This window comes from Burkholderia sp. BCC0044, from assembly GCF_902832955.1.
Lineage (GTDB): Bacteria > Pseudomonadota > Gammaproteobacteria > Burkholderiales > Burkholderiaceae > Burkholderia.
Genome location: NZ_CADFDO010000002.1, coordinates 1,140,311 through 1,166,661, shown reverse-complemented (window position 1 = coordinate 1,166,661; position 26,351 = coordinate 1,140,311). Strand labels below are relative to the sequence as shown.

Sequence of the window (26,351 nt, the reverse complement as noted above, 5' to 3'; positions counted from 1 at the left end):
GTGTCAGGCGTGCTGCGCGAGCAGGCGTTCCTGCTTCGACTGCCCGCGGATCAGCAGCGCGAGCAGCGTGACGCCGATGAGGTCGAACAGGCCGAGGCACGCGAACAGCGGCGCGTAGCCGATCTTGTCGGCGAGCGCGCCGACCAGCAGCGAGAAGCCGAGGCCGCCGATCCACGCGGCCATCCCGGCGAAGCCGCTCGCGGTGCCGACTTCCTCGGGATCGAACACGTCGGCCGACAGCGTGTTGACGAGCGCGGAAATCATCTGGTGCGCGAAGCCGCCGACGCAGAACAGCGCAATCGCCGTGTACGGCGACGACACGAGCCCGATCATCGCCGGCCCGAGCATCAGCACCGCGCCGAGCGCGACGCCGGCGACGCGCGACCACACGAGCGGCAGTTTGAAGCGATTCGCGAGGTAGGGCGACAGGTAGCCGCCCGCGATACCGCCGAGGTCGGCCGCGAGAAACGGCATCCACGCGAATACCGCGATCTGCGTGAGCGCCATGTGGCGCTCGGTTGCGAGGTACAGCGGAATCCAGAAGCTGAAGGTCTGCCATGCGGGTTCCGCGAAGAAGCGCGGCAACGCGATCGCCCAGAAGCGCCGCGCGGTGACGACGTCGCGGATGCGGCGCTTCGACACGGGCGGCATTGTCGCCTGGCCGTCGCGGATCAGCGTGCGCTCCTGCGGCGTGAGGCGCGGATGGTCGGCCGGGGAGCGGTACTGCGTGTACCAGAGCGCGGCCCACAGGAACCCGAGCGCGCCGGTGACCATGAACGCCGCCTGCCAGCCGAAGCGCATCGAGATGAACACGACGAGCGGCGGCGCGATCGCGGCGCCGAGCGACGTGCCCGCGTTGAAGTAGCCGACCGCGACGGATTTCTCGCGATCGGGAAACCATTCGGCGACGGCCTTCATCCCCGACGGAATCGCGGCGGCCTCGAACAGGCCCAGAAAGCCGCGCAGGATGCCGAGCGACAGCCAGCCGGACGCGAAGCCGTGCGCGACGCCGACCACCGACCACAGCATCGCGAACAGCGCGAACCCGAGCCGCAGCCCGATCAGGTCGACGATGAACCCGCATACCGGCTGCATGATCGTGTAGCCGATCTGGAACGCGCCGACGATGTACGAGTACTGCTGCGTCGAGATCGCGAACACCTGCTTGAGTTCGGGCGCGAGCACCGCGAGGGAATTCCGTGCGAGGTAGTTGAGGATCGTGCCGAGACACACGAGCACGATGATCCACCACCGCAACGCCTTGACTGTCTTCACTGCTGTCTCCTGTCAGGGAGGGCGGGCGCGCGGCGCCTGCCCGGTCCATGAGTGCCATCCGTCGGGGATGGCGTGTTTCGTTTTCATTCGTACGATGTCCGATCTTGATGCGCGCCGGTTTTACCGGTTTATATCGAAATCACGGTGTTCGAGCGAACATTTCGTCGTCATCAAGCCGAGATGTTATCTGACGACTGATCATTTTCGAACATCCTATGTTCGAATGCGAATCCGGTCAACGTGAATCTGCATTCGAACGAACGTACTCGGGGTTTTCCCGATAGGCGGATGGCAACCGCGCGCGGCGGCGCGGGGTGGTCGGTCGTCAAAGGCCCGTGCGGCGGGGCCGGACGATCGTTCGCACGGCCTGCGGACGCCGGTTGAGGCGTGACAACCCTGATGAAAATTTATTTCTTTCCGGGAATCGGATTGTGTAAATTCATTTTCATCGAACCTTGCAACAACCCTTCGCATGACGCCTCTCGTCCCGCCCGATATCAGTCACGACGAACCCGCGATCGCCGAGCGGATCGCGTCGGCGATGCCGTTGATGACGCCGATTCACCGGCGCATGGGCGAATTCGTGCTCGCGAACCCGTTTCGCGCGGCGACGATGCGGATCGACGAACTCGCGCAGGCCGTGAATGCGTCGATCGCGACCGCGAACCGCTTCGCGAAGGCGCTCGGTTTCGACGGCTATCCGGCGATGCGCGCGGCGCTCGTGCGCGGCTTCGAGGCCACGCTCGGGCCGGTCGAACGGCTGCGTTCCGCGCAGGAGCAGGAGTCCGGCGTACGCGGCGCCGCATGGATCGACGCGGTGTTCGACCAGGCTGCCGCCAACATCGAGAACACGCGGGCGCAACTGGATGCGGCCGACGTCGAGGCGGCGGTCGAGGCGATCGTCGGCGCGCGGCGCGTGCTGATTCTCGGCGCCGGCTCGAGCGCGTTTCTCGCCGGGCTGATGGAGCACGGGCTGTCGGTGTGCCACGACAACGTGCAATCGCTCGCGCTGCTGGGCGGCCCGTCGCATGCGGCGCGGCGCCTGTATACGGCCGATTCGCGCGATCTCGTGATCGCGCTCGCGTGTCCGCGCTACGTGAAGGACACGATCGAACTGGCCCGTCGCGCGGCGGCGCGCGGCGCGCGCGTGCTCGGCATCACCGACGGCCCGCAATCGCCGCTCGCGCCGATCGCGTCGATGAACCTGTACGTGAAGGCCGAGCGGCGTTTCGCTGCGACGTCGGAAGCCGCCGTGCTCACGATGATCGAGGCGCTGATCGATGCGGTCGCACTGCGCACGCACCGGTCCGCGAAATCCGCCGCCGAGATGACCGAATTCCTGCTGCCGTGGCTGGTGCAGCCGCAAGCGGCTTTGCCGGCCGCCAATCCTTCTTCCCCACGTCCGAAAAAATCATGACTTCACCCGCGATCGTCGCGATTCACGGCGGCGCAGGCACGATCCTGCGCGAAGCGATGGATACCGACACCGAACGTCGGTACCGCGCCGAACTCACCGCGATCCTGCAGGCAGCGCAACAGGTACTCGCCGACGGCGGCAGCGCGCTCGACGCCGTCACCGTCGCGGTGCGGATGCTCGAGGACTGTCCGCTGTTCAACGCCGGGCGCGGCGCCGTCTATACGGCCGAAGGCAAGCACGAACTCGACGCGGCGGTCATGGACGGCGCGACGCTCGGCGCCGGCGCGATCTGCTGCGCGACGCGCGTGCGCAATCCGGTGCTCGCCGCGCGGCGCGTAATGGAGGCGAGCGAGCACGTGCTGTTCGCCGGCGCGGGCGCCGATGCGTTCGCGGCTGCGCAGGGGCTCGAACTCGCGGAACCCGGCTACTTCGACACCGAATCGCGGCATGCGCAGTGGGTGAAGGCGCGCGCGGCGGCCGGCGTGATGCTCGACCACGACGCCGCCAGCTTCGCGTTCGGCGCTGCCGCACAACCCGCCGCACAACCCGCCGCACAACCCGCCGAGCCGCTCGATCCGGACCGCAAGCACGGCACGGTCGGCGCGGTCGCGTGCGACGTGCATGGCCACATCGCGGCGGCGACGTCGACGGGCGGCATCACGAACAAGCAGCCGGGGCGCGTCGGCGATTCGCCGATCATCGGCGCGGGCTGCTACGCGGACGACGCGACCTGCGCCGTCTCCGCGACCGGCACCGGCGAGATGTTCATCCGGCTCGCGACCGCGCATGACGTGGCCGCGCAGATCGCGTATCGCGGCGCGTCGCTCGCCGACGCCGCGCACGACGTCGTGATGAACAAGCTGCCGCGCCTCGCTGGCCGCGGCGGAATCATCGCAGTCGACGCGCACGGCAACGTCGCGATGCCGTTCAACACCGAAGGGATGTACCGCGGCTACGCGCGCGTCGGTGAAGCGCCGGTCGTCGGCATCTACCGCGACGACGCGGCCTGATTCCGGATCGTACGAGGAGAGACGCCATGACTTCGAGCCGTAACCCGTCGCCCCTGACGCTGCCCGAGCAGCGCGTGGTGGCCGTCGACGACCTGTCGGTCACGTTCCGCCGCGAAGGCGCGACGTTCGACGCGGTGCGCAACGTGTCGTTTCACGTCGATCGCGGCGAGACGCTCGCGATCGTCGGCGAATCGGGCTCGGGCAAGTCGGTCACGTCGCTCGCGCTGATGCGGCTCGTCGAGCACGGCGGCGGCGAGATCACGAGCGGCCGGATCGCGTTCCGGCGCCGTGGCGGCGCGCTGGTCGATCTCGCGCAGGCGAGCGCCGCGACGATGCGCGGCATCCGCGGCGCGGACATCGCGATGATCTTCCAGGAGCCGATGACGTCGCTGAACCCGGTGTTTACGGTCGGCGACCAGATCAGCGAGGCGATCGCGCTGCACCAGTCGAAGGGCGCGGCCGAAGCCCGCGCGGAAGCGCTGCGGCTGCTCGATCTGGTGCGCATCCCCGAAGCGCGCCGCGTGTTCGCGCGCTATCCGCACCAGCTGTCGGGCGGGATGCGGCAGCGCGTGATGATCGCGATGGCGCTGTCGTGCCGGCCCGCGCTGCTGATCGCCGACGAGCCGACGACCGCGCTCGACGTGACGATCCAGGCGCAGATCCTGCAACTGGTGCGCGGGCTGCAGGACGAAATGAACATGGGCGTGATCTTCATCACGCACGACATGGGCGTGGTGGCCGAAGTGGCCGACCGCGTGCTCGTGATGTATCGCGGCGAGAAGGTCGAGGAGGGCGAGTCGGACCGCATCTTCGCGACGCCCGCGCATCGCTACACGCGGGCGCTGCTCGCGGCCGTGCCGCGGCTCGGTTCGATGCAGGGCACCGACGCCCCCGAGAAATTCCCGCTGCTGAAGGTGGACGGCACGCGCGCGACGGCCGCGGCTCCGATCACGGCATCCGCCGCGAACGACGCGCAGCCGCCCGTCGATCATGCCGCGCCGCCGATCCTGCGCGTGCGCGATCTCGTCACGCGCTTTCCGGTGAAGAGCGGCGTGTTCGGCCGCGTGTCGCAATACGTGCATGCGGTCGAGCGCGTGAGCTTCGAGCTGCGCGCGGGCGAGACGCTCGCGCTCGTCGGCGAATCGGGCTGCGGCAAGTCGACCACCGGCCGCTCGCTGTTGCGCCTCGTCGAATCGCAAAGCGGCTCGATCGAATTCGACGGCCGCGACATCAGCGCCATGAAGGGGCATGACCTGCAGGCGCTGCGGCGCAACATCCAGTTCATCTTCCAGGACCCGTTCGCGTCGCTGAACCCGCGCCTGACCGTCGGCTTCTCGATCATGGAGCCGCTGCTCGTGCACGGCGTCGCGAGCGGCCGCGACGCGCAGGCGCGCGTCGACTGGCTGCTCGACAAGGTCGGCCTGCCGCCGGAGGCCGCGCGCCGCTATCCGCACGAATTCTCGGGCGGCCAGCGCCAGCGGATTGCGATCGCGCGTGCGCTCGCGCTGAACCCGAAGGTCGTGATCGCCGACGAGTCGGTGTCGGCGCTCGACGTGTCGGTGCAGGCGCAGATCGTCAACCTGATGCTCGACTTGCAGCGCGAGCTCGGCGTCGCGTACCTGTTCATCTCGCACGACATGGCGGTGGTCGAGCGCGTCAGCCATCGCGTCGCGGTGATGTATCTCGGCCAGATCGTCGAGATCGGCCCGCGACGCGCGGTGTTCGAGGCGCCGCAGCATCCGTACACGAAGAAGCTGATGAGCGCGGTGCCGGTGGCCGATCCCGCGCGCCGGCATGCGCCGCGCCAGCTTGCGGCCGACGAGATTCCGAGCCCGATCCGCGCGGTCGGCGACGAGCCGGTCGTCGCGCCGCTCGTCGCGGTCGGCCCCGATCATTACGTCGCGACGCATCGCGTCGGCGGCGCGTACTGAGCGCGCGGGAGGTCGCCCATGGACCGAAGCTGCGCACGAGCAAGGCAACGGCGTCTATTTCCCGAAAGGGGGCCGTCACGCCGCGATTTCCACCACGCGTTACCGAATCATCCACAGGAGCCCAACAAGATGAACAAGTCGTATTCGTTCCCGATGTTCCGTCCGCGCGCGCTGTTCGCCGCGGGGGCCGGCGCGCTCGCGCTGTCGGTCGCGGTGCCCGCGTTCGCGCAGCAGAACGTCGTGGTCGCCGTGTACTCGACGTTTACGACGATGGACCCGTACGACGCGAACGACACGGTGTCGCAGGCTGTCGTCAAGTCGTTCTACGAAGGCCTGTTCGGCTTCGACCGGAACATGAAGCTCGTCAACGTGCTGGCGACCAGCTATACGGCGTCGCCGGACGCGAAGGTGTACACGGTCAAACTGCGCCAGGGCGTGAAGTTCCACGACGGCACCGACTTCAATGCCGCCGCGGTGAAGGCGAATTTCGACCGCGTGACCGATCCGGCGAACAAGCTGAAGCGCTACGGCCTGTTCCGGGTGATCGAGAAGACCGAAGTGGTCGATCCGAACACCGTGCGGTTCACGTTGCGCGAGCCGTTCTCGGCGTTCATCAACACGCTCGCGCACCCGTCCGCGGTGATGATTTCGCCGGCCGCGCTGAAGAAGTGGGGGCGCGACGTGTCGCTGCATCCGGTCGGCACCGGGCCGTTCGAGTTCGTCGAATGGAAGCAGACCGACGACATGAAGGTGAAGAAGTTCGCCGGTTACTGGAAGAAGGGGTATCCGAAGATCGACGCGATCGACTGGAAGCCGGTGGTCGACAACAACACGCGCGCCGCGCTGATCAAGACCGGCGAGGCGGATTTCGCGTTCACGATTCCGTTCGAGCAGGCGACCGACCTGAAGAGCAACCCGAAGGTGGACCTGATCGAGGCGCCGTCGATCATCCAGCGCTACATTTCGCTGAACACGCGGCAAAAGCCGTTCGATAACCCGAAGGTGCGCGAAGCGCTGAACTACGCGGTCAACAAGGAGGCGCTCGCGAAGGTCGTGTTCGCCGGCTACGCGACGCCGCAGACGGGGGTGGCGCCGACGGGCGTCGAATACGCAACGAAACTCGGACCCTGGCCGTATGACCCGGCGAAGGCGCGTGCGCTGCTGAAGGAGGCCGGCTATCCGAACGGCTTCGAATCGACGCTGTGGTCCGCCTACAATCACACCACGGCGCAGAAGGTGATCCAGTTCGTCCAGCAGCAGCTCGCGCAGGTCGGCGTGAAGGTGCAGGTGCAGGCGCTCGAGGCCGGCGAACGGGTTGCCCGGGTGGAGAGCGCCCAGGATGCGGCGAAGGCGCCGGTGCGGATGTACTACAGCGGCTGGTCGGCGTCGACCGGCGAGGCGAACTGGGCCCTGTCGCCGCTGCTTGCTTCGGAGTCGGCGCCGCCGAAGCTGTACAACACGGCGTACTACAAGAACGGCCTGGTCGACGACGATCTCGCGCAGGCACTCTCCACGACCGATCGCGCGAAGAAGGCCAGCCTCTACGCCGATGCGCAGAAGCAGATCTGGACCGACGCGCCGTGGATCTTCCTCGTCCAGGAGAAGATCGTCTACGCACGCAGCAAGCGCCTGCAGGGCATGTACGTGATGCCGGACGGCTCGTTCAACTTCGACGAAATCTCGCTGAAATGACGGCGGTTCACCCGCCACGCGGCGCCGGCGGCGCAATCCGCCGGCGCGTTGACCCGACCGGTGCCCCATGCTGAATTTTCTCGTCAAACGCCTGTTCGGCCTGCTGCCCACGCTCGCGATCGTCGCGGTGCTGGTGTTCCTGTTCGTGCACCTGCTGCCGGGCGACCCGGCGCGGCTCGCGGCCGGCCCCGAAGCCGACGACGCGACGGTCGCGCTCGTGCGTGCCGATCTCGGGCTCGACAAGCCGATGCCGACCCAGTTCGCGAACTTCTTCGTGAAGATCGCGCATGGCGATTTCGGCACGTCGACGCGCAGCAAGCGGCCGGTGTCGACCGAGATCGGCGAGCGTTTCATGCCGACGCTGCTGCTCACGCTCGTCAGCATGGTGTGGGCGACGGCGATCGGGATGGCGATCGGGATCGCGTCGGCGGTGTGGCGCAATCGCTGGCCCGACCGACTCGGGATGACGATCGCGGTGTCGGGCATTTCGTTTCCCGCGTTCGCGCTCGGCATGCTGCTGATGGAGATCTTCTCGGTGAAGCTCGGCTGGCTGCCGGTCGTGCCGGACGGCACGTGGAAGAGCTACGTGCTGCCGTCGCTGACGCTCGGCGCCGCGGTCGCGGCGGTGATGGCGCGCTTCACGCGCGCGTCGTTCGTCGAGGTGCTCAACGAGGACTTCGTGCGCACCGCGCGCGCGAAGGGCGTGCACGAGCCGATGGTCGTGCTCAAGCATTGCCTGCGCAACGCGATGATCCCCGTCGTCACGATGATGGGGCTGCAGTTCGGCTTCCTGCTCGGCGGCTCGATCGTCGTCGAGGCCGTGTTCAACTGGCCGGGGCTCGGACGCCTGCTGGTCGATGCGGTGACGATGCGCGACTACCCGGTGATCCAGGCGATCGTCCTGCTGTTCTCGCTCGAATTCATCCTGATCAACCTGACCGTCGACGTGCTGTACGCGGTCATCAACCCGACCATCCGGTTCAAGTGAGGCCAGCATGAACGCGACTGTCCAGCCCGCGGCGCCGGCCGCATCGAACGCGATCCGCACGCCGTGGCGCGAATTCTGGCGCAAGTTCCGCAAGCAGACCGTCGCGCTCGTCGCGGGCGGCTTCGTGCTCGCGCTCGTCGTGCTGGCATTCGTCGGCCCGCACATCGTGCCGTTCGATCCGGAGAACTATTTCGACTACGACGCGCTGAACGCGGGGCCGTCGGCCGTGCACTGGTTCGGCGTCGATTCGCTCGGCCGCGACATCTTCAGCCGGATCGTCGCGGGCACGCGCATCTCGCTCGCGGCCGGCTTCTTTTCGGTGGCGCTCGGCGCGGTGATCGGCACGTTCTTCGGGCTGCTCGCCGGCTATTACGAAGGCTGGTGGGACCGCATCACGATGCGCGTGGCCGACGTGCTGTTCGCGTTCCCGGGCATCCTGCTCGCGATCGGCGTGGTCGCGATCCTCGGCAACGGGATGGTCAACGTGATTTGCGCGGTCGCGATCTTCAGCATCCCGGCGTTCGCGCGGCTCGTGCGCGGCAACACGCTGGTGCTCAAGCACATGACCTACGTGGAGGCCGCGCGCAGCATCGGCGCGTCCGACTGGACGATCATCATGCGGCACATCCTGCCGGGCACCGTGTCGTCGGTCGTCGTCTACTTCACGATGCGGATCGGCACGTCGATCATCACCGCCGCGAGCCTGTCGTTCCTCGGGCTCGGCGCGCAGCCGCCGACGCCGGAGTGGGGCGCGATGCTCAACGAGGCGCGCGCGGACATGGTGACGGCGCCGCACATCGCGGTGTTCCCGAGCCTCGCGATCTTCCTGACCGTGCTCGCGTTCAACCTGCTCGGCGACGGGCTGCGCGACGCGCTCGACCCGAAGCTGGAGCGCCGTTGATGCGGGCTGCGCCGATGTGGACGACGACGCTGCCGGCCGGGCCGCGCGGCACGATCGCCGACGTGCCGGGCGTGACGGTCGGTCATTGCACGCTCGACGCTGATAGCGTGCAGACCGGCGTGACCGTCGTGAAGCCGCATCCGGGCGACGTGTACCGCAGCAAGGTGCCGGCCGGGGCGGCTGTGATCAACGGTTTCGGCAAGAGCGTCGGGCTCGTGCAGGTCGACGAACTCGGCACGCTCGATACGCCGATCGCGCTGACCAATACGTTCGGCGTCGGCGCGGTCGCCCACGCGCAGATCCGCGCGGCGATCGCGGCGAATCCGAGAGTCGGCCGCGACTGGCCGACCGTCAATCCGCTCGTGTTCGAGTGCAACGACGGTTACCTGAACGACATCCAGGCGTTTGCGGTCACCGCCGCGCATTACGACGACGCGTGCCGCGCGGCGTCGCGCGACGTTGCACGCGGCGCGGTGGGCGCCGGGCGCGGGATGTCGTGCTTCGACCTGAAAGGCGGGATCGGTTCCGCGTCGCGCGTGGCCGTCGCGGCCGGCCGGCCCTATACGGTCGGCGCGCTCGTGCTCGCGAATTTCGGCCGGCTGCCGATGCTGACGCTCGGCGGCGTGCCGCTCGGCCGCATCGTCGCGCAACGGCGCGCGGCCGACGCCGCGCATGCGGCGCCGCCCGAGCAGGGCTCGATCATCCTGTTGCTGGCCACCGATGCGCCGCTCGACGCGCGGCAACTTTCGCGGCTCGCGCGCCGCGCGGGGGCGGGGCTGGCCCGCACCGGTTCCGTGTACGGGCATGGCAGCGGCGACATCGCGCTTGCCTTCTCGACCGCCTACACGATCGCGCACGACGCATCGACGATCGCGCTGCCGGCCCTCGTGGCCGATGCGGCGCTCGATCCGCTGTTCATGGCCGCGGCCGAAAGCGTCGAGCACGCGATCGCCGACGCGTTGCTGCAGGCGGTGACGGTCGCGGGGCGCGACGGCCACGTGCGGCAATCGCTGCGCGACGCGGTGCCCGATCTCGACCGGTTGTTCAACGAATACAACGAAGGACGTTCGACTCTCTCATGAAGATCCTGATCTCGACCGATATCGAGGGCGTCGCCGGCGTATTCGCGACCGAGCAGACACGCGCCGGCAATCCGGAATACGAACGGGCGCGCCGCTGGATGACCGCCGAGGCGAACGCGGCGATCGAAGGCGCGTTCGCGGGCGGCGCGCAGGCCGTGTGGGTCAACGATTCGCACGGCAGCTATCGCAACCTGCTGCCCGACGGGCTCGATGCGCGGGCGCGCGTCGTGCTCGGCAAGCCGCGCACGCTCGGGATGATGGCGGGGCTCGAACAGCAGCCCGATCTCGTGTTCATGATCGGCTATCACGCGAAATCGCAGACGCGCGGCGTGCTCGCGCACACGATCAACAGCTTTGCGTTCACGCAGGTGTGGCTGAACGGCGTCGAGCTCGGCGAAGCCGGGCTGTACGGCGCGCTGGCGCGCGAATACGGCGCGCATGTCGCGCTCGCGACGGGCGACGACGTGTTCGCCGAGGAAACACAGCCGCTGTTTCCGGACGCGCGTTTCGAGACGGTCAAGACGGCCGGCGGCGCATCGAGCGGCGAGACGCTCACGCCGTCGGCGTCGTGCGCGCGCATCGCGAGCGCCGCACGAGAAACGGTCGCGCATGCGCTGTCGTCCGGCGTGCGCGCGGGCGCCCATCGGCCCGCGCCGGCCGCTTGCACGCTGCGCGTGCAGACGGCCGCGCTCGCCGACCTGTTCTGCGTGCTGCCGTCGCTCGAGCGCGTCGATGCGGTGACGCTGCGCTTCGACGGCCCGTCGGTCGAGCACGCGGTGCGCACGCTGAACAGCCTGTCGGCGATGTCGTTCATGCTGCGCTGATGCGTGCCGCGACGATGCCGCCGGCGCGCGGCCGGTCATTCGATCGCGACGGCGCGGGCCGTCGCGGCGAGCAGGAATGCTTCCATCGCCGCGACCCGCGCGAGCGGCCTCTCGTTCATCGGATGGAGGGTGCGGCCGCGAGGTCGCGCGACGGTGGAGCGGATCGTCGTTCGTTCGAAGGCGAGCCGCCTTCGATATCGGGTCATTGATGATGGAATTCGGGCCGTGAGAAATACGCTGCTAGATCGCTACGAACACATTCCCCGGAGCGTGGTCGTGCTCGCCAACGACTTTGCGGCGGGCACGACGTTTCCGGATCACGCGCACGTGCGCGGACAATTCGCGTTCGCGTCGCGCGGCACGATCAGCGTGTCGACGCCGCACGGCCGCTGGCTGGTGCCGCCGCAGCGCGCGTGCTGGGTGCCGGCGGGCGTGCGGCACGAAATGACGATGACCGGGCCGGTCACGATGCTCAACGCGTTCGTGTCCGCCGACGCCGCGCAGGCGGCCGGCCTGCCCGTGCAGTGCGGCGTGTATGGCGTGTCGCCGCTGCTGCGGCAACTGCTCGACGATGCGATCGACTTGCCGGCGATGTACGACGTCGACGGCCGCGCGGGCAAGCTGATGGATCTGCTGGTCGCCGAAATCGCGACGATGCCGCGCCTGTCGCTGCATGCGCCGCTGCCGGCCGACGCGCGGCTGGCGAAAGTGTGCCGGCACCTGTTCGCGGCGCCGTCGATCGCGGCCGATCTCGACCGGGTCGCGGCCGATGCGGGCGTGAGCCGGCGCACGTTCACACGGCAATTCCGTGCGCAGACGGGCGTGAGTTTCGCCGCGTGGCGCCAGCAGGTGTGCATGCTCGCGGCGATTGCCCGCCTGACCGACGGGCAGCCGGTGACGCGCGTCGCGCTCGATCTCGGCTATGCGAGCGCGAGCGCGTTCACGTCGGCGTTTCGCCGCATTCTGGGCGATACGCCGAGCCGGTATCTGGAGATGCGTCGCTAGGCGGGGACGCGGCACAGGTCACGCCCGTGCACGGGTAGCAGCGACAAAAAAATACGCGTCCGCCAACTTCGACCGGACGCGTTCAAAGGCACTCTGTCTGAAAAAAATGCGCGAACGGCCTGCCGGGCAGCGTCGCGTATTACCGATGTAATTATTTCTTCCTACGATTCAATTCTGCCGTCTCGTTTCCGATAACGAAGGATACGCCGCATAACGCGCAAACGATATCGTGTTTGCCCGAGGATTGATGTGCCGTCGCAGCATGCGCTTCGATCGGGCGTCCGAGATCGCAGCGGGAAGCCCACGCGACAGCCATCCGCAGCTGCCGCGCGTCACGATGCGGCGCACCATCGAATGATGGCGACGGAACACGAAAAACGCCGTGTGGTGCGAGGCCTGTCGGTCTCGCGCCACACGGCGTTGCATGCGAAGCCGGCGAGCGCCGGCACAGGCGTCAAACGTCGAAGAACACGGTTTCTTCCGGACCCTGCATGCGGATGTCGAAGCGGTAGACGACCGGGCGCCCAGGCTGCGCATCGCGTTTCGCGACGAGCGTCGCGCGGCGCTCGGCCGGCACCGCGTTCAGCACGGGATCGACCGCGTTCGCGGCGGCTTCGTCGTCGAAGTACACGCGCGTGAACGCATGGGTGAGGATGCCGCGCATCATCACGGTCACGTTGATGTGCGGCGCCTCGTCGGCGGCGAGGCGGCCCGGCTTCACCGTCTCGACGACGAAGCGCTGTTGCGGGTCGGTGCCCGTGCCGACCCGCGCGAAACCCGTGAAGCCGGATTTCGCGATGTCGTCGCGCGACGCGGGATAGCGGCCCGCGCCGTCCACCTGCGTGAATTCGAGCACCGCGTCGCCCACGACGTTGCCGTCGCCGTCGAACACCTGCCCGACCAGCAGCACATGCTCGCCTTCGGCGTGCGCGGCGGCGATCGTCGGCGTGAACAGGCTTTTCAGGTCGTAGTCGTATTGCTGCGGGCACAGGCCGTACGCGAAGTACGGGCCGACCGTCTGCGAAGGGGTTTGCTTCAGCGTCGTCATGGTTCAGCGCTCCATCGGGGTGGCGTCGCGGCCGCGCAGCACGATGTCGAATTCGTAGCCGAGCGCATAGCCTTCTTCGGTGATGTCCATCGAGAAGCGCGAGATCAGGCGCTCGCGCGCGGCTTCGGGCGTGCCCTGGAAGATCGGGTCGTACGCGAGGAGCGGATCGCCGGGGAAGTACATCTGCGTGACGAGACGCGAGCCGAAATAATCGCCGAACAGCGAGAAGTGGATGTGATTCGGGCGCCACGCGTTCGGATGGTTGCCCCACGGATACGCGCCGGGCTTGATCGTCAGGAAGCGGTAGCGGCCTTCGTCGTCGGTCAGGCAGCGGCCCGCGCCGAGGAAGTTCGGGTCGAGCGGCGCGTCGTGCTGGTCGACCTTGTGCACGTAGCGGCCGGCCGCGTTGGCCTGCCACACCTCGACGAGCGTGTTGCGCACGGGCTTGCCGCCTTCGTCGAGCACGCGGCCGGTGACGACCATCCGCTCGCCGAGCGGCTCGCCGTTCTTCACGGCGTTCTTCGTCAGGTCGTGGTCGAGCGCGCCGAGATCTTCCGCGCCGTAGACGGGCGCGTACTGGTCGCGCAGCTTCTCCTTCAGCGGGATCAGCGGGCGGGTCGGGCCGCGCTTCACGGACGAACGGTACTCGGGGTGGACATAGGCCGGATGCGACGGCCAGTCGCGCGGCGTGAGGATCGTGGGGGAATCCATCGGGCGTCTCCTGGTAAGTATTTGGCGAAGTGATGGCACGACTTTAGCCAATCCGGAAAGTTATGCAAAATGACCTTTTTTCGCGAATCGCATAACCGTTCGTTATGTTCGTCCCGACCATGAAAATTCCGCCGGACAGGAAGCCTGTCCGGCGGAAAAAGCGATCGAGCTTCGCGTCGTCGGTGACGACCCCGTGCACGGCCCTCCAGCCAGCCCGTCGCTGTTTTTTGTCTTTCGTTCTCGTTGTTATTCGGTCTCCCCGAGCGTGCCCGTCGTCATGGATGGCGAGGATCGAACACGATCCCGTCGAATTCGAGCGACAGCGTGTCGCTGCGCAGCAGGGCCGACGGTGTCGACGCTTGGCCGGCGCCGAGCACGTCGGTCACGTACCGCACGCAGAAGCCACGTCGCACCCGCGGGTTGAAGCGGCTGCCGAGCAGCGCATCGATTCGCTGTTCGGCGAGCGCATGCACGTGGCGCTGCGCGTCGGCCGATGCCGCCGCGACGCGACGTGCCAGCGCGATGCGTCCGCCGTCGGTACGGGCGACGAAGCGCGACAGCGGCGTGAGCTTCGTCCACGCGAACGCCGTGGACTCGGCGATCACCGGCTCGTCGCCCGACGTATCGACGACGATGCCGAAGCGGTTGGCCCACGCGCCCGCCGAGCCGCTCGTGCCGGCCGCGCCCTGCGGCCCACTGGCCGGCACGCGGATGAACACGAGATCGCCGACATGCGCGCCGGCGGCCAGCGTCCGCAGGGTGGCGAGCGGCATCGTGCGATCCGTGTCGCGTGCATCGCGCGGTGCGGCGGGGTGCGGTTCGCAGGGGGCGGTGTCGATCCGGGTGGTCATTTCAGCTCCGTCGTCGTGGGACAGGACGGAGCGGATTATGCAGACAAGTATCCGAAAGTGCTTGTATGGATGCTTGAGTAGCCTAATATCCGACCTCGAGCATCATTTTTCGATACCAACATGACCGAGACCGCCCAACTCATCGAAACGCTGAAGCGCCAGCTGAAGGCGCAGGGAATGACTTACCGCGACGTCGCGCGTGCGCTCGACGTGTCCGAGACGAGCGTCAAACGGCTGTTCGCGAGCGGCCGCTTTACGCTGGAGCGCGTCGCGGAGATCGCGCAATTGCTCGGTTATACGCTCGCCGAACTCGTGCAGGAGGCATCGGCATCCGCGCCGCGCTTGCGCGTGCTGACCGAGCAGCAGGAGGCGCTGCTCGTGTCGGACGAGAAGCTGCTGCTGGTCGCCGTCTGCGCGATCAACTACTGGACCGTGCAGGACATCGTGTCGGCCTATCGCGTCACACAGGCTGAGTGCGTGAAATATCTGCTGATGCTCGACCGGATGAACGTGATCGCGCTGCTGCCGGGCGACCGGATCCGCGTGCGCGTCGCGCGCGATTTCGACTGGCTGCCGGGTGGGCCGATACGCCGTTATTTCCATGCGCACGTGCTCGACGACTTTCTCGGCAGCCGCTTCGACGGCCCGGGCGAGACGATGACGTTCCTGCAAGGGATGCTGACGGACGCGGCCGCCGCGGAACTCGAACAGGAACTGCGGCGGCTCAGCAGCAAGGCGGCGGCGCTGCATGCGGAGTCGTCGTCCGCGCCGCTGGGGCAGAAACACGGCACGGCCCTGCTGATCGCGAAACGGATCTGGGAACCGACGGGTTTCCACGCGCTGCGGCGTCATGCGTGACGCCGCGCCGAATGCTTGGGCCTTTCCGGAAAGTTATGCAAAATGACGATTCATCGTCATTCGCATAACTGCTCGTTATGAATAACCGTATCGCCGACGGCCGCGTCAAATTCCGGCACCTGCAGTGTTTTCTCGCGGTCGCGCAGCTGGGCGGCGTGCAGAAGGCGGCAGAAAGCCTGTCGATCACGCAACCGGCCGTGTCGAAGACGATCGCCGAGCTGGAGGCGATCCTCGGCGTGAAGCTGTTCGAGCGCGGCCGGCACGGCGCGCAGCCCACCCGCGAAGCGCAACTGTTCATGCCGCACGCCAATGCGTGCGTGCTCGCGCTGCGGCAGGGCGTGGGGCTGCTCGCACGCGAGGGCGGGGCCGCCGCCGCGACGCTGGAAATCGGCATGCTGCCGACCGTCGCGGCCTCGCTCGCGCCGGCCGTGATGAAGGCGCTGACCGCGCGCTGGCCGCGCATCGTCGTGCGGATCGCGACGGCCGCGAACGCCGAGTTGCTCGAGCGTCTGAAATCGGGCGCGATCGAATGCGCGATCGGGCGGCTGTCGGAGCCCGAACGGATGATCGGGCTCGCGTTCGAGCAGTTGTACAACGAGCCGCTCGTCGCGGTCGTGCGCGCCGGGCATCCGCTGCTCGCGAGCGCGGCGCCGGCCGCCGAGCTGGCGCGCTATCCGGTCGTGCTGCCGCCGTTCGGCACGTTGATCCGCCAGTCCGCCGAGCAACTGCTCGGCGCATGCGGCGCGCCGCCGCTGGATTCGTTCATCGAGGTGCTGTCGGTATCGGTCGCGCGCGCGCTGGCGCTCGAGAACGACGCGGTCTGGTTCGTGCCGCTCTATGCGGCCGAATACGATCTGTCGGCCGGCGCGCTGGCGCGCCTGCCGCTGCCGTCGGCAGGCACCGACGAGCCGGTCGGGCTCGTGCTGCGTACCGATGCGCAGCCGTCGCCGATTGCGCGCACGCTGATCGACGCGGTGCGCGACATCGCACGGTCGCGGTTCGGCGATGCGCGCCCGCACCGGGCGCCACGTGCGGCGCGCAAGCCTGCTCGCGGCAAGCGTTGATCCATCGGGCCTGGCGATGCGCCGGGCCGATTCCCTTTCTCTTTCTTGCTGCGGGATTGGCCATCCGGTCAGTAGCCGTCATCGGGGTGCTTGGCATATCGTACCGTTTTTGATACGATGGACGACAAGACGATGGCGAGACAGCAGATTCAGGTCACGCTCGGCGTGCGGTTCTTCCGGACGGCCCGCGGCAACGAGCCGGTGCGCGAATGGCTCAACGCGCTCGGGCAAGTGGAGCGACGGGCGATCGGCGAAGAGATCAAGACCGTTCAACTCGGCATGCCGCTGGTCCGGAAGATGGCGAAGGATCTGTGGGAGATCCGCGTGATGGTGCCGGGGCGAAGCGCGCGCGTGCTGTTCACGGTGGTCGGCGACACGATGGTGCTGCTGCACGGCTTTTTCAAGCAGTCGCGGGCCACGCCGTCGGACGATCTCGACGTCACCGTCGCGCGCCTGAAAGCGCTGACGCACGCCATCTGAATTCCCCGGTTACGCTGGAGCACACCGTCTTCGACGGTCGGGCAGCCGGCAACGCCATGCACCTGGAGTACGACATGACGACCACGAACAATCCGCATATCGGCAGCGATTTCGACGCCTTCCTCGAAGTGGACGGCAATCTCGAAGCGGCCACCGCCACCGCGATCAAGCGCGTGATCGCGTGGCAGATCGGGCAGGAAATGAAGGCGCAGCACATCACGAAAACCGCGATGGCCGCGCGGATGAAAACCAGCCGCGCCGCGCTCAACCGTCTGCTCGACGAAACCGACACGAGCCTCACGCTGGCGACGCTCGCGAGCGCGGCCGCCGCGCTCGGCAAACGGCTCAGCTTCGAGCTGGTGCCGGCCTGACCGGCACGAACCGATGGCGCACTGCCGGAGCGACGTGATGGTTCACGCGACGGGGCGGCGCGCATGCGCACGCCGGGTCATTTGCGCGGGCCGGTGAACTGCAGATAAAGCAACGCCCCGCCCGCGAGCAACAGCGGGCACAGGAAATACCAGCCGGTCGTCAGAAACAGCCCGGCCACTGCAATCAGCGAAATCCACGCGCAGCGATACGCGATGCCGCCACGCGGCAGCAGCTTCAGCGCGGCCGCCGCGCCGAGCCCGTACACCATCACGAAACATCCGGACGTCACGAGCACGAGCGGCTTCGGCCCGACATCCGACAGCGCCGTCGCGGCCAGCGCGACGGCCGCGAGCACGGCGATCACGCCGAGGCTGCGGCGGGGCACGCCGCCGACCTGGCTGCCCTGTGCGAGCCATGCGGGCAACGCGCCGTCGCGCCCGAGCGCCGCGCCGAGTTTTGCCGCGCCTGCGAAATACGCGTTCATCGTGCCGAGCGTGAGCAGCAGCGCTGCGGCTGCGGCCAGCACCTGCGCATGGCCGCCGATGCCGCCCGCGATCAGTTCGGCGAGCGGCGCGCCCGATGCGCCCGCGGAAGGCCCGAGCACCGTCACGCTCGCGGCGGCAACCGACAGATACAGGAACCCGACGACCACGACCGCGATGCCGGCCGAGCGCGGCATGTCGTGCGCGGGCCGGCGGAATTCGGCGGCGAGATGGGTGATCGCTTCCCAACCGGCGAAGCTCCACACGAGCAGCGCGGCGGCCTGGCTGACCGCGAGCCAGCCGTGCGGGGCGAACGGATGCAGGTTCGCGGTGCGCGCATGCGGCGCGGACGCAAGCACCGCTGCAAGCAGCAGCGCGACGAGCAGCGCCGACAACACCAGTTGCATGCGGCCCGACACGGTGACGCCGAACGCGTTTGCGGCCGACACGGTCGCGATCAGCGCGGCGGCCGTGACGATGATCGTCGTGTGTCCGCCGCCGGTGACGGCCGCGACGTATGCGCCGCCGAACATCGCGGCGGCCGGCGCGCCGGCCGGCACCGCGAAATAGAAGCACCAGCCGACGATGGCCGCGGCCTTCGGGCCGAATGCGCGCCGCGCGTAGGTCGACACGCCGCCCGCATCGGGATAGCGGGCGCCGAGTGCGGCGAAGGTGGCCGCGAGGGGCCCGGACAGCACGACGAGCGCCGCCCATGCGAGCAGCGAGGCCGGCCCCGCGACTTCGGCTGCGAGCGCAGGCAGCGCGATCACGCCGGTGCCGAGCACCGCGCCGATATAGAGCGCGGCGCCCTGGAAAATGGTCAGTGAGCCCGCGTGATCGGCAGCGGGCGAATCGGCATGCGAAGGCATGAGCGGCAGTCTCCGGAAGTCTTGTTTTGTGTAGGCGATGCGCGGAGGTCCCCGCGGTCGATCGTTCGATGCTACCCGAACGATGGCGTCCGCGCGGCCCGGCGATTAGTAGTCGGGTGTAGCGTGCGTGTCAGCCGATGTCAGCAGGAACGCGCGAGCCGCAGGCGCGCGTCCTCGCGCGCGGCGGGCGACAGGTCGGGCGCGTAGTGGAACGTGCCCGATACCAGCGACGCGACGGGCACGCCGTCGCGGAACAGCACGCGATTGCCGGCCAGCGCCGGCACCTTGTCGCCGGGCAGCAGCGTGCCGGCGAGGTTCAGTGGGTCGGCGCCCGTCACGCACACGTATTGCCCATCGCCCGGTTGTCGCCGCAGTTCGCGCAGGATCGGGATGGCTTCGGGCAGCGCGAACTGCTCGCCCGCGAGCCCGGCGACGAAGCGTCCGCCGCGAATCTCGCCGCGTGCTTCGAGACGCTGCAGCACGCGCACGAGTTCGCGCCAGCTCGGCAGCCAGTCGGCTTCGCGTTCGAGCAGCCGCCAGAACACGACGCCGTAGCGGCGCAGCAGCGTCCACACGATATGTTCGAGCGCGTCGGGATCGGTCGTGGCGAGGCCGCGTTTCGGTGCGGGCGCATCGTCGTCCGGCGGTGCCTGACGCTGCACGAGCGCCCAGCGGCCGGCGTCGTCCATCCCGCCGATCAGCGCGCCGCCGCGTCGCGTGCGTGGCGCATACGTCGCGCTGCGCTTGACGGCCGGCTTCAGCAGCGCGCGCAGCCCCGCGTAGCTGTCCGCATTTACCAGGCCGGCCGACACGAGTTCGCCGAGCGCCTGTTCGAGTTCGACGGGCAGCATGTGCAGCTCGTCGAGCAGTGCATCGAAGAACATCGCGCCGTGCGCGGCGAGTGCGTCGCGCACTTGCGTGGCGCGAGCGGACAGCGCCGGTTGCGCATCGGGGTCGCGCAGCGCCTGCCACGCGGAAAGATGGCGGCGCGGCAGCAGCACGATCGGCGTCGTCTTCACGGGCGTGCCGGCCGCGCGCGCCGGCGCGCCGATACGGGTCCATACCAGCTTGCCCGAGCGGCACAGCTCGTCGAGGCCGCCCGCCGTGTAGTCGGTGAGCCGCGCGGGCAGCAGCGCGTCTTCCCACGCGCTCGCCGCGGCCTCGTAGCCTTCGAGCTGTTCGACCACGGCCGCCAGCGCGTCGCGGCCGGTGCCGCGCGTGTCGGGTGTCAGGTGCTGCCAGTGGAACAGGAAGCGCATGAAATCGGCGCGTTCGACCGGCTCGATCTCGCGGCGCAGCCGCTTCACCGTATAGCGATGAATGCGCGCGAGCAGGTGACGTTCGCACCATTCGTCGGCCGTCGCGCCCGGCGTGAAGCGGCCGCGCATCACGTAGCCTTCGCGCTCCAGCGCCGCGAGCGCCGTCGCGATCGACGCGGGCGGCAGGCCGAGCGGTGCGGCGATCGCATCGAGCGTCAACGGGCCGAAGCCGGTGAGCCGCGCGCGGATCACGTCGACGAGCGCCGCATCGGCTTCCCACGGCTGCGCGCACGCGGCCGGCACCTTGAGCGCCGGTGTCGCGCGGGCGTCCGGATGCAGCGCACGCATGCAGACGAGCCGTTCGACCGGCACCCACAGCGCGGCGCCGCCCGATGTCGCGAGCTTCGTCGCGCGACGGCGTTCCGCTAGTTCCGCGAGTCGCTCGGGCCAGCCTGCGTACGCGTGCGCCTCGCTGTCGGCGACGCAGGCGAGCGTGAGCAGCGCATCGTGCATTTCGTCGGCGTCGCGCACGAGCGGCCACGCTTCGTCGCGCACCGCGTCGATCGCATCGGCGTCGAGCGCACCGAGATCGTCGGCCGATTCGGGATCGCTCCAGCGGCGCGACTGCACGGCCTGCGTGCGGCGCTCTTCCAGTGGCGCATCGTCGAGGAACGCGTAGGGCTTCGCGTTCAGGATCTCGGCCGCGAGCGGCGACGGCGCGGGCAAGTCGCGCGCGATGAGCTCGATCGCGCCGCTTTCGATCCGGCGCAGCAGCGCCAGCCAGCCGTCGGTGTCCATCGCGTCGTGCAGGCAGTCGTCGAGCGTCTGGTCGACGAGCGGATGATGCGGAATCTCGCGTTCGCCGACGACGTTCTCGAGGCACGCGACCTGGTCGGGGAACACCGTCGCGAGCAGATCGTCGCTCTTCATCCGCTGCAGTTGCGGCGCGGTGCGACGGCCGCCGGTGAAGCGCGGCAGCGCGAGCGCGGTGGTCGCATTCCAGCGCCAGCGCACGCCGAACATCGGCGCGTCGAGCAGCGCCTGGATCAGCACGTGCTCGGCGCTGGCCGAACGCAGGTAGCGCCACACTTCGTCGAGCGCGAAGCTGTGCGCGAGCGACAACGACAGGACGATCGCGTCGTCGGTCGCGGCGGCCTGCAGTTCGAAATTGAAGTTGCGACAGAAGCGCTTGCGCAGCGCGAGCCCCCATGCGCGGTTGATGCGGCTGCCGAACGGCGAATGGATCACGAGCTGCGTGCCGCCCGATTCGTCGAAGAAGCGCTCCATCACGAGCGTGTCCTGCGTCGGCAATGCGCCGAGCGCCGCGCGGGTGCGCGCGAGGTAGTCGGCAATCTGGCGCGCGGCGTCGGGCGACAGGTGCAGATCGTCGACGAGCCAGCGCAACGCGGGCGCGAGACGGCTGTCGGTGGGGGCGAGCGCGGTTGCGTCTTGCGTCTTGGCTTCCGTTTCCGCGTTGCTCACCGTGTTGTCGCGGGCCTGCTTGCGCCCGCCGGTGCCGGCCTGCCGGTCGCCGTCGGCGAGCAGCGCATCGAGCCGCGCACGCAGCCGGCCGACCGCCGCCGACAGTTCGTCGCTGCGCCCCAGCCCCTCGCCGAGCCAGAACGGAATGCTCGGCGATTGACCCTGCGCATCCTCGACGCGCACGCGGCCCGTTTCCACGCGAATGATCCGGTACGACTGGTTGCCGAGCTGGAACACGTCGCCGGCCAGGCTCTCGATCGCGAAATCCTCGTTGACGGTGCCGACCTGGATGCCCTGCGGTTCGAGCAGCACCGCGTAGTCGGCCATGTCGGGGATCGTGCCGCCGGAGGTGGTCGCGGTCATCATCGCGTTGCGGCGCCCGCGCACGGTGCCGCCGACCACGTCACGGTGCAAATACGCGCCGCGCACGCCGCGACGGCTCGTGAACCCTTCGGCGAGCATCTTCATCACTTCGTCGAAGCGCTCGCGCGTCAGCCGCGCGTACGGCGCGGCGCGCGTGAAGCTCGCATACAGCGCGTCTTCCTGCCATTCCGCGCACGCGACTTCGGCGACGATCTGTTGCGCGAGCACGTCGAGCGGCGCTTCGGGAATCCGCAGCGCATCGAGTTCGCCGCGCTGCACGCAATCGAGCAGCGCCGCGCATTCGACCAGCTCGTCGCGCGACAGCGGAAAGAGTCGCCCCTTCGGCACGCCGCCGACGTGGTGCCCCGAGCGGCCGACGCGTTGCAGGAATGGCGCGATGCCGCGCGGCGAGCCGACCTGGCAGACGAGATCGACATCGCCGATGTCGATGCCGAGTTCGAGCGACGCGGTCGCGACGAGCAGCTTCAGTTCGCCGCGCTTCAGGCGTTGTTCAGCGTCGAAGCGATGCTCTTTCGCGAGACTGCCGTGATGCGCGGCGATCGCGTCCTTGCCGAGCCGGTCGGCGAGATGGCGCGCCATGCGCTCGGCGGTGCGCCGCGTGTTGACGAACACCAGCGTCGTGCGATGCGCGGCCGCGAGCCCGGCGATGCGGTCGTACACCTGTTCCCACACGTCGGTCGCCATCACCGGTTCGAGCGGCACGTTCGGCAGTTCGAGCGCGAGGTCGCGCTCGCGTGTGTGGCCCGTGTCGACGATCGCGCAGTCGCGCGGCGCGTCGGCCGGCCCGCCGACGAGAAAGCGCGCGACCGCGTCGATCGGCTTTTGCGTGGCCGACAGCCCGATGCGCGGCAGTGCGCGGCCGGTCAGCGCGTCGAGGCGTTCGAGCGACAGCGCGAGATGGCTGCCGCGCTTGGACGACGCAAGCGCATGGATTTCGTCGACGATGACCGAGCGCACGTTCGACAGCATCTGCCGCCCCGACGTGGACGACAGCAGCACGTACAGCGATTCGGGGGTCGTGACGAGGATGTGCGGCGCGCGCTTGCGCAGCGCGGCGCGCTCGGCCTGCGTCGTGTCGCCGGTGCGCACCGCGGTGCGAATCGCCGGCACCGGCAGGCCGAGCTGCGCGAGCGATTCCGCGATGCCGGCGAGCGGCGCGTCGAGGTTCACGTGGATGTCGTTCGACAGCGCCTTCAGCGGCGACACGTAGACGACCAGCGTCGCGTCGGGCAGCGTGCCGTCGTGCGCGAGCGCATCGCGCACCAGATCGTCGAGCGCGCACAGGAACGCGGTGAGCGTCTTGCCGGAACCGGTCGGCGCGGCGACGAGCGTCGAACGGCCGGCCTTGATGTGCGGCCACGCGAGCGCCTGCGCGCCGGTCGGCGCGGCAAACGTGCGCGCGAACCACGCGGCAACGGCCGGGTGGAACACGTCGAGCGCACGGGCGGCAGGGCGGGTAGCTGTGACGTCCATCGGAGCGTTGAAATAGGGTGCGAGCGTGCGGCGGTATCGCACGCGAATCGAATCGTCAGTGTGCCAGACGACGCGCGTGCGTGCCGGGCATGTGTCCGATGACTTAGACTCAGATGGGGCTCTGCGCCGCGCTTTCAATGGACGGAAAGTTGCGTGCGTTTCGGCATGTCGATCGCACGCCGAATTGTGTCGAATTGCAACTAGACGCGATGCAGCCAGCCGAGCCAGTGTTCGATCAGTGGCGCACGCGACCACAGCGACTGCGCGAGCCACAGTGTGCCGCCCCAGGCGGCGGCCACCACGATCAGGTCGCAATGCCCGCTGTTCCACAGGTTGAGCGAGTGGCGCCGCCAGATCCACGGTACGCCGAGCGGATTGGGCCAGTCGGCGAGCAGGTGCATCACGCCGCCGCACGCGAAGCCGAACAGCGGCGCGGCCCACAGCGGATGCGGATGATGGATGAGCCCGTGCCACCCGAGCGCGAGCAGCGCGATCCAGCCGATGCCCCAGTGCGTGATGGTGCGATGCGTGATCCACAGGCGGCGCTTGCGGCTCCACCAGGCGACTTCGAGCCAGTCGGGCGCGGTGCCGCCCGCGACGCCCGCCGCGAACGCGGCGAGCATGCCGGAATGCCACGGGCCGGTTGCGCCGGTTTGCGCGACGAGGACGGCGGCGGCAACGCCGGCCGCGAAGCCGGACGCGTGATGCGCATTGTGTGATGCCATAGGGACCGAGACGAAGAAACGTGAAGCGGCGCGTGCACGAAACGATGATGCGGCGCGCAAGCGGGGCGCTATCTTCGCAGATCGGCTTCTGCCGCGCGCGGGTCGTTTGCAGATTTTTTGCACACGCTGCGTGACATGCTGCGCGGTTCGCAACTTTCGGTTTTTGTGCGCTGCGTGATGACGCGGGCCGTATGACGTGCGGCCGATTCGCGTGTGCGTCGCGGCGCCGCAACGTGACCGGGCGCACACAATCGGCATGCTTTCGTCGCGACGTCACGTGTTCGACCCTTTTTGTCCCCCTATACTACGAAGCCGGCATATGGCCGCCGGTGCGCCGACGGCTCATCCGCGAATCAGGTGCTTTCCTGCCTGAAGGAGATCCACATGGGGGACATGCAATGACTACGCTGAATCGCTTCAAATCATCCGCTGCCGTGCTCGCGACGGTGGCCGGCATCGGCTTCCTGCCGAACGCGCCCGCCTACGCGAAAGGGCCGCAGCCCGCGGTCCTGACGAGCTCGGCGGTGGCGGTGGCCGACAAGTACAGCGCGGATGCCGCGGAGCGGATCTTCAAGGAAGGCGGCAACGCGATCGACGCGGCTGTCGCGATCGCGTTCACGCTCGCCGTCACGTACCCGGAAGCCGGCAACATCGGCGGCGGCGGCTTCATGACGATCTACAAGGACGGCAAGCCGTACTTCATCGATTACCGCGAGCGCGCACCGCTCGCCGCGACGAAGGACATGTACCTCGACAAGGACGGCAACGTCGTCAAGGGCATGAGCCTGTACGGCCCGCGCGCGGTCGGCGTGCCGGGTACGGTCGCGGGCATGTGGGAAGCGCAGAAGCGCTTCGGCAAGCTGAAGTGGAAGCAGGTGCTCGCGCCGGCGATCCACTACGCGCGCGACGGCTTCGTCGTCGACGAACAGCTCGCGCAGCGCGGCGTCGATGCATCGAAGGAGTTTGGCGGCAAGACCAACTTCGACAAGTACTTCTCCGGGCTGAAGGCCGGCGTGAACTTCAAGCAGCCCGATCTCGCGGACGTGCTGACGCGTATCGCGAACGGCGGCGCGGAAGGCTTCTACAAGGGCAAGACGGCCGAGCTGATCGCCGCGTCGATGAAGACCGGCGACGGCAACGGGCTGATCACGACCGAGGATCTCGCGCAGTACCGCGCGGTGTGGCGCCAGCCGGTGCAGGCGAAGTGGAACGGCTATGACGTGATCACCGCGCCGCCGCCGAGCTCCGGCGGCATCGGCCTCGTGCAGTTGCTGAAGATGAAGGCCGACCTGAAGCAGGACTTCGAGGGCGTGAAGCTCAACTCGCCGCAGTACATCCACCTCGTCGCGGAAATCGAGAAGCGCGTGTTCGCCGATCGGGCGCAGTATCTCGGCGATCCTGACTTCTACAAGGTGCCGATCGCGCAGCTGACCGACGACGCGTACATCGCGAAGCGCGCGGCCGAGGTCAACCCGAAGGAGCCGTCGGACACCAAGAGCGTGCAGCCGGGCCTCGGCACGACGATGCCGGAGAAGGCCGAAACGACGCACTTCTCGGTGGTCGACAAGTGGGGCAACGCGGTGTCGAACACGTACACGGTCAACGGCTATTTCGGCTCGGGCGTGATCGCCGACGGCACGGGCATCGTGCTGAACGACGAGATGGACGACTTCTCCGCGAAGCCGGGCGTCGCGAACATGTTCGGCGTGGTCGGCAGCGACGCGAACGCGATCGAACCGAAGAAGCGCCCGCTGTCGTCGATGTCGCCGACGATCATGACGAAGGACGGCAAGGTGTCGCTGGTGATCGGCACGCCGGGCGGCTCGCGCATCTTCACGTCGATCTTCCAGGTGATCAACAACATCTACGACTTCAAGATGCCGTTGAAGGAAGCGGTCGGCGCGATGCGTTTCCATCATCAGCTGCTGCCGCCGAACACGATCTTCTGGGAGCCGTACCACCCGATCGAAGGCGAACTCGCGAAGCAGATCGAGGCGCGCGGTTACACGCTGAAGGGGCAGGATTTCAGCGGCGACATCCAGGTCATCAAGATCGACGGCAAGACGCCGGAAGCGATGGCCGATCCGCGCGGGCGGGGGGTGACGCGGGTCATTCGGTGACGTTGACGTTGACGTTGACGTGAAGCGTGCGCGTCCGCAAAAGCGGTC

Annotated in this window: 21 protein-coding genes; 14 read left to right on the top strand and 7 right to left on the bottom strand. The window is 68.4% G+C overall.

The window, feature by feature from the left end; all coding sequences use genetic code 11:
* Nucleotides 1-3 precede the first annotated feature (3 nt).
* Nucleotides 4-1,275 (bottom strand): MFS transporter, encoded by a 1,272-nt coding sequence (locus HWX14_RS13725; protein WP_175883210.1) that lies wholly within the window; start codon nucleotides 1,273-1,275, stop codon nucleotides 4-6.
* A 472-nt stretch (nucleotides 1,276-1,747) separates the two neighbouring features.
* Between HWX14_RS13725 and HWX14_RS13720 the strand changes: the two genes are divergently transcribed.
* The 9 genes from HWX14_RS13720 (at nucleotide 1,748) to HWX14_RS13680 (ending at nucleotide 12,125) form a co-directional block, all read left to right on the top strand.
* Nucleotides 1,748-2,692: a MurR/RpiR family transcriptional regulator gene (locus tag HWX14_RS13720; protein ID WP_175883209.1), complete on the top strand. Its 945-nt coding sequence runs from the start codon at nucleotides 1,748-1,750 to the stop codon at nucleotides 2,690-2,692.
* Nucleotides 2,689-3,702 (top strand): isoaspartyl peptidase/L-asparaginase, encoded by a 1,014-nt coding sequence (locus HWX14_RS13715; RefSeq protein ID WP_175883208.1) that lies wholly within the window; start codon nucleotides 2,689-2,691, stop codon nucleotides 3,700-3,702. Before HWX14_RS13720 ends, HWX14_RS13715 begins: the two co-directional genes overlap by 4 nt.
* A gap of 26 nt (nucleotides 3,703-3,728) precedes the next feature.
* A complete protein-coding gene (locus HWX14_RS13710) occupies nucleotides 3,729-5,633 on the top strand; it encodes a dipeptide ABC transporter ATP-binding protein (RefSeq protein ID WP_175883207.1) in 1,905 nt (634 codons plus the stop codon).
* A 129-nt stretch (nucleotides 5,634-5,762) separates the two neighbouring features.
* Entirely contained in the window at nucleotides 5,763-7,325 is a 1,563-nt protein-coding gene (gene gsiB, locus HWX14_RS13705; RefSeq protein WP_175883206.1) for a glutathione ABC transporter substrate-binding protein GsiB, read from the top strand.
* 67 nt (nucleotides 7,326-7,392) lie between these two features.
* On the top strand, nucleotides 7,393-8,313 hold the full coding sequence (gene gsiC / locus HWX14_RS13700) for a glutathione ABC transporter permease GsiC (RefSeq protein WP_175883205.1): 921 nt from the start codon (nucleotides 7,393-7,395) through the stop codon (nucleotides 8,311-8,313).
* A 7-nt stretch (nucleotides 8,314-8,320) separates the two neighbouring features.
* The gene (gsiD, locus tag HWX14_RS13695; protein ID WP_175883204.1) at nucleotides 8,321-9,214 is read left to right on the top strand and encodes a glutathione ABC transporter permease GsiD; all 894 of its coding nucleotides are present in this window, start codon (nucleotides 8,321-8,323) and stop codon (nucleotides 9,212-9,214) included.
* Nucleotides 9,214-10,296 (top strand): P1 family peptidase, encoded by a 1,083-nt coding sequence (locus HWX14_RS13690; RefSeq protein ID WP_175883203.1) that lies wholly within the window; start codon nucleotides 9,214-9,216, stop codon nucleotides 10,294-10,296. The genes gsiD and HWX14_RS13690 overlap by 1 nt, the downstream gene beginning before the upstream one ends.
* On the top strand, nucleotides 10,293-11,120 hold the full coding sequence (locus tag HWX14_RS13685) for a M55 family metallopeptidase (protein ID WP_175883202.1): 828 nt from the start codon (nucleotides 10,293-10,295) through the stop codon (nucleotides 11,118-11,120). The genes HWX14_RS13690 and HWX14_RS13685 overlap by 4 nt, the downstream gene beginning before the upstream one ends.
* Nucleotides 11,121-11,345: 225 nt before the next feature.
* Entirely contained in the window at nucleotides 11,346-12,125 is a 780-nt protein-coding gene (locus tag HWX14_RS13680; RefSeq protein ID WP_175883201.1) for a helix-turn-helix transcriptional regulator, read from the top strand.
* A gap of 454 nt (nucleotides 12,126-12,579) precedes the next feature.
* Here HWX14_RS13680 and pcaG read toward each other — a convergent pair whose 3' ends face one another.
* The 3 genes from pcaG to HWX14_RS13665 all read right to left on the bottom strand — a co-directional run bounded on the left by pcaG (nucleotide 12,580) and on the right by HWX14_RS13665 (nucleotide 14,735).
* Entirely contained in the window at nucleotides 12,580-13,173 is a 594-nt protein-coding gene (pcaG, locus tag HWX14_RS13675) for a protocatechuate 3,4-dioxygenase subunit alpha (protein ID WP_027782837.1), read from the bottom strand.
* Between the two features lie 3 nt (nucleotides 13,174-13,176).
* Entirely contained in the window at nucleotides 13,177-13,884 is a 708-nt protein-coding gene (gene pcaH / locus HWX14_RS13670; protein ID WP_011547893.1) for a protocatechuate 3,4-dioxygenase subunit beta, read from the bottom strand.
* Between the two features lie 275 nt (nucleotides 13,885-14,159).
* Nucleotides 14,160-14,735, bottom strand: a complete 576-nt coding sequence (locus HWX14_RS13665; RefSeq protein WP_175883200.1) for a YiiX/YebB-like N1pC/P60 family cysteine hydrolase — start codon at nucleotides 14,733-14,735, stop codon at nucleotides 14,160-14,162.
* A gap of 120 nt (nucleotides 14,736-14,855) precedes the next feature.
* On the opposite strand from HWX14_RS13665, the gene HWX14_RS13660 reads away from it, so the two are divergent.
* From HWX14_RS13660 to HWX14_RS13645, 4 genes are all read left to right on the top strand, one after another.
* Nucleotides 14,856-15,593, top strand: coding sequence for a helix-turn-helix transcriptional regulator (locus HWX14_RS13660; RefSeq protein ID WP_174432277.1), 738 nt, complete (start codon nucleotides 14,856-14,858; stop codon nucleotides 15,591-15,593).
* Nucleotides 15,594-15,670: 77 nt separating this feature from the next.
* A complete protein-coding gene (pcaQ, locus tag HWX14_RS13655; protein ID WP_175883199.1) occupies nucleotides 15,671-16,657 on the top strand; it encodes a pca operon transcription factor PcaQ in 987 nt (328 codons plus the stop codon).
* 132 nt (nucleotides 16,658-16,789) lie between these two features.
* Nucleotides 16,790-17,137, top strand: a complete 348-nt coding sequence (locus HWX14_RS13650) for a type II toxin-antitoxin system RelE/ParE family toxin (RefSeq protein ID WP_175883198.1) — start codon at nucleotides 16,790-16,792, stop codon at nucleotides 17,135-17,137.
* Between the two features lie 74 nt (nucleotides 17,138-17,211).
* Nucleotides 17,212-17,508: an XRE family transcriptional regulator gene (locus HWX14_RS13645; RefSeq protein WP_175883197.1), complete on the top strand. Its 297-nt coding sequence runs from the start codon at nucleotides 17,212-17,214 to the stop codon at nucleotides 17,506-17,508.
* 77 nt (nucleotides 17,509-17,585) lie between these two features.
* Here HWX14_RS13645 and HWX14_RS13640 read toward each other — a convergent pair whose 3' ends face one another.
* From HWX14_RS13640 to HWX14_RS13630, 3 genes are all read right to left on the bottom strand, one after another.
* Complete coding sequence (locus HWX14_RS13640; RefSeq protein ID WP_175883196.1) at nucleotides 17,586-18,860, bottom strand: amino acid permease; 1,275 nt, start codon at nucleotides 18,858-18,860, stop codon at nucleotides 17,586-17,588.
* A 140-nt stretch (nucleotides 18,861-19,000) separates the two neighbouring features.
* Nucleotides 19,001-23,458 carry a DEAD/DEAH box helicase gene (locus tag HWX14_RS13635; RefSeq protein ID WP_175883579.1) on the bottom strand — a complete coding sequence of 1,486 codons (4,458 nt, stop codon included), beginning with the start codon at nucleotides 23,456-23,458 and terminating at the stop codon, nucleotides 19,001-19,003.
* Nucleotides 23,459-23,658: 200 nt separating this feature from the next.
* Nucleotides 23,659-24,183 (bottom strand): metal-dependent hydrolase, encoded by a 525-nt coding sequence (locus HWX14_RS13630; protein WP_174388561.1) that lies wholly within the window; start codon nucleotides 24,181-24,183, stop codon nucleotides 23,659-23,661.
* Between the two features lie 398 nt (nucleotides 24,184-24,581).
* Here HWX14_RS13630 and ggt point away from each other — a divergent pair, with 398 nt between their 5' ends.
* The gene (ggt, locus tag HWX14_RS13625) at nucleotides 24,582-26,303 is read left to right on the top strand and encodes a gamma-glutamyltransferase (RefSeq protein WP_175883195.1); all 1,722 of its coding nucleotides are present in this window, start codon (nucleotides 24,582-24,584) and stop codon (nucleotides 26,301-26,303) included.
* Nucleotides 26,304-26,351 lie beyond the last annotated feature (48 nt).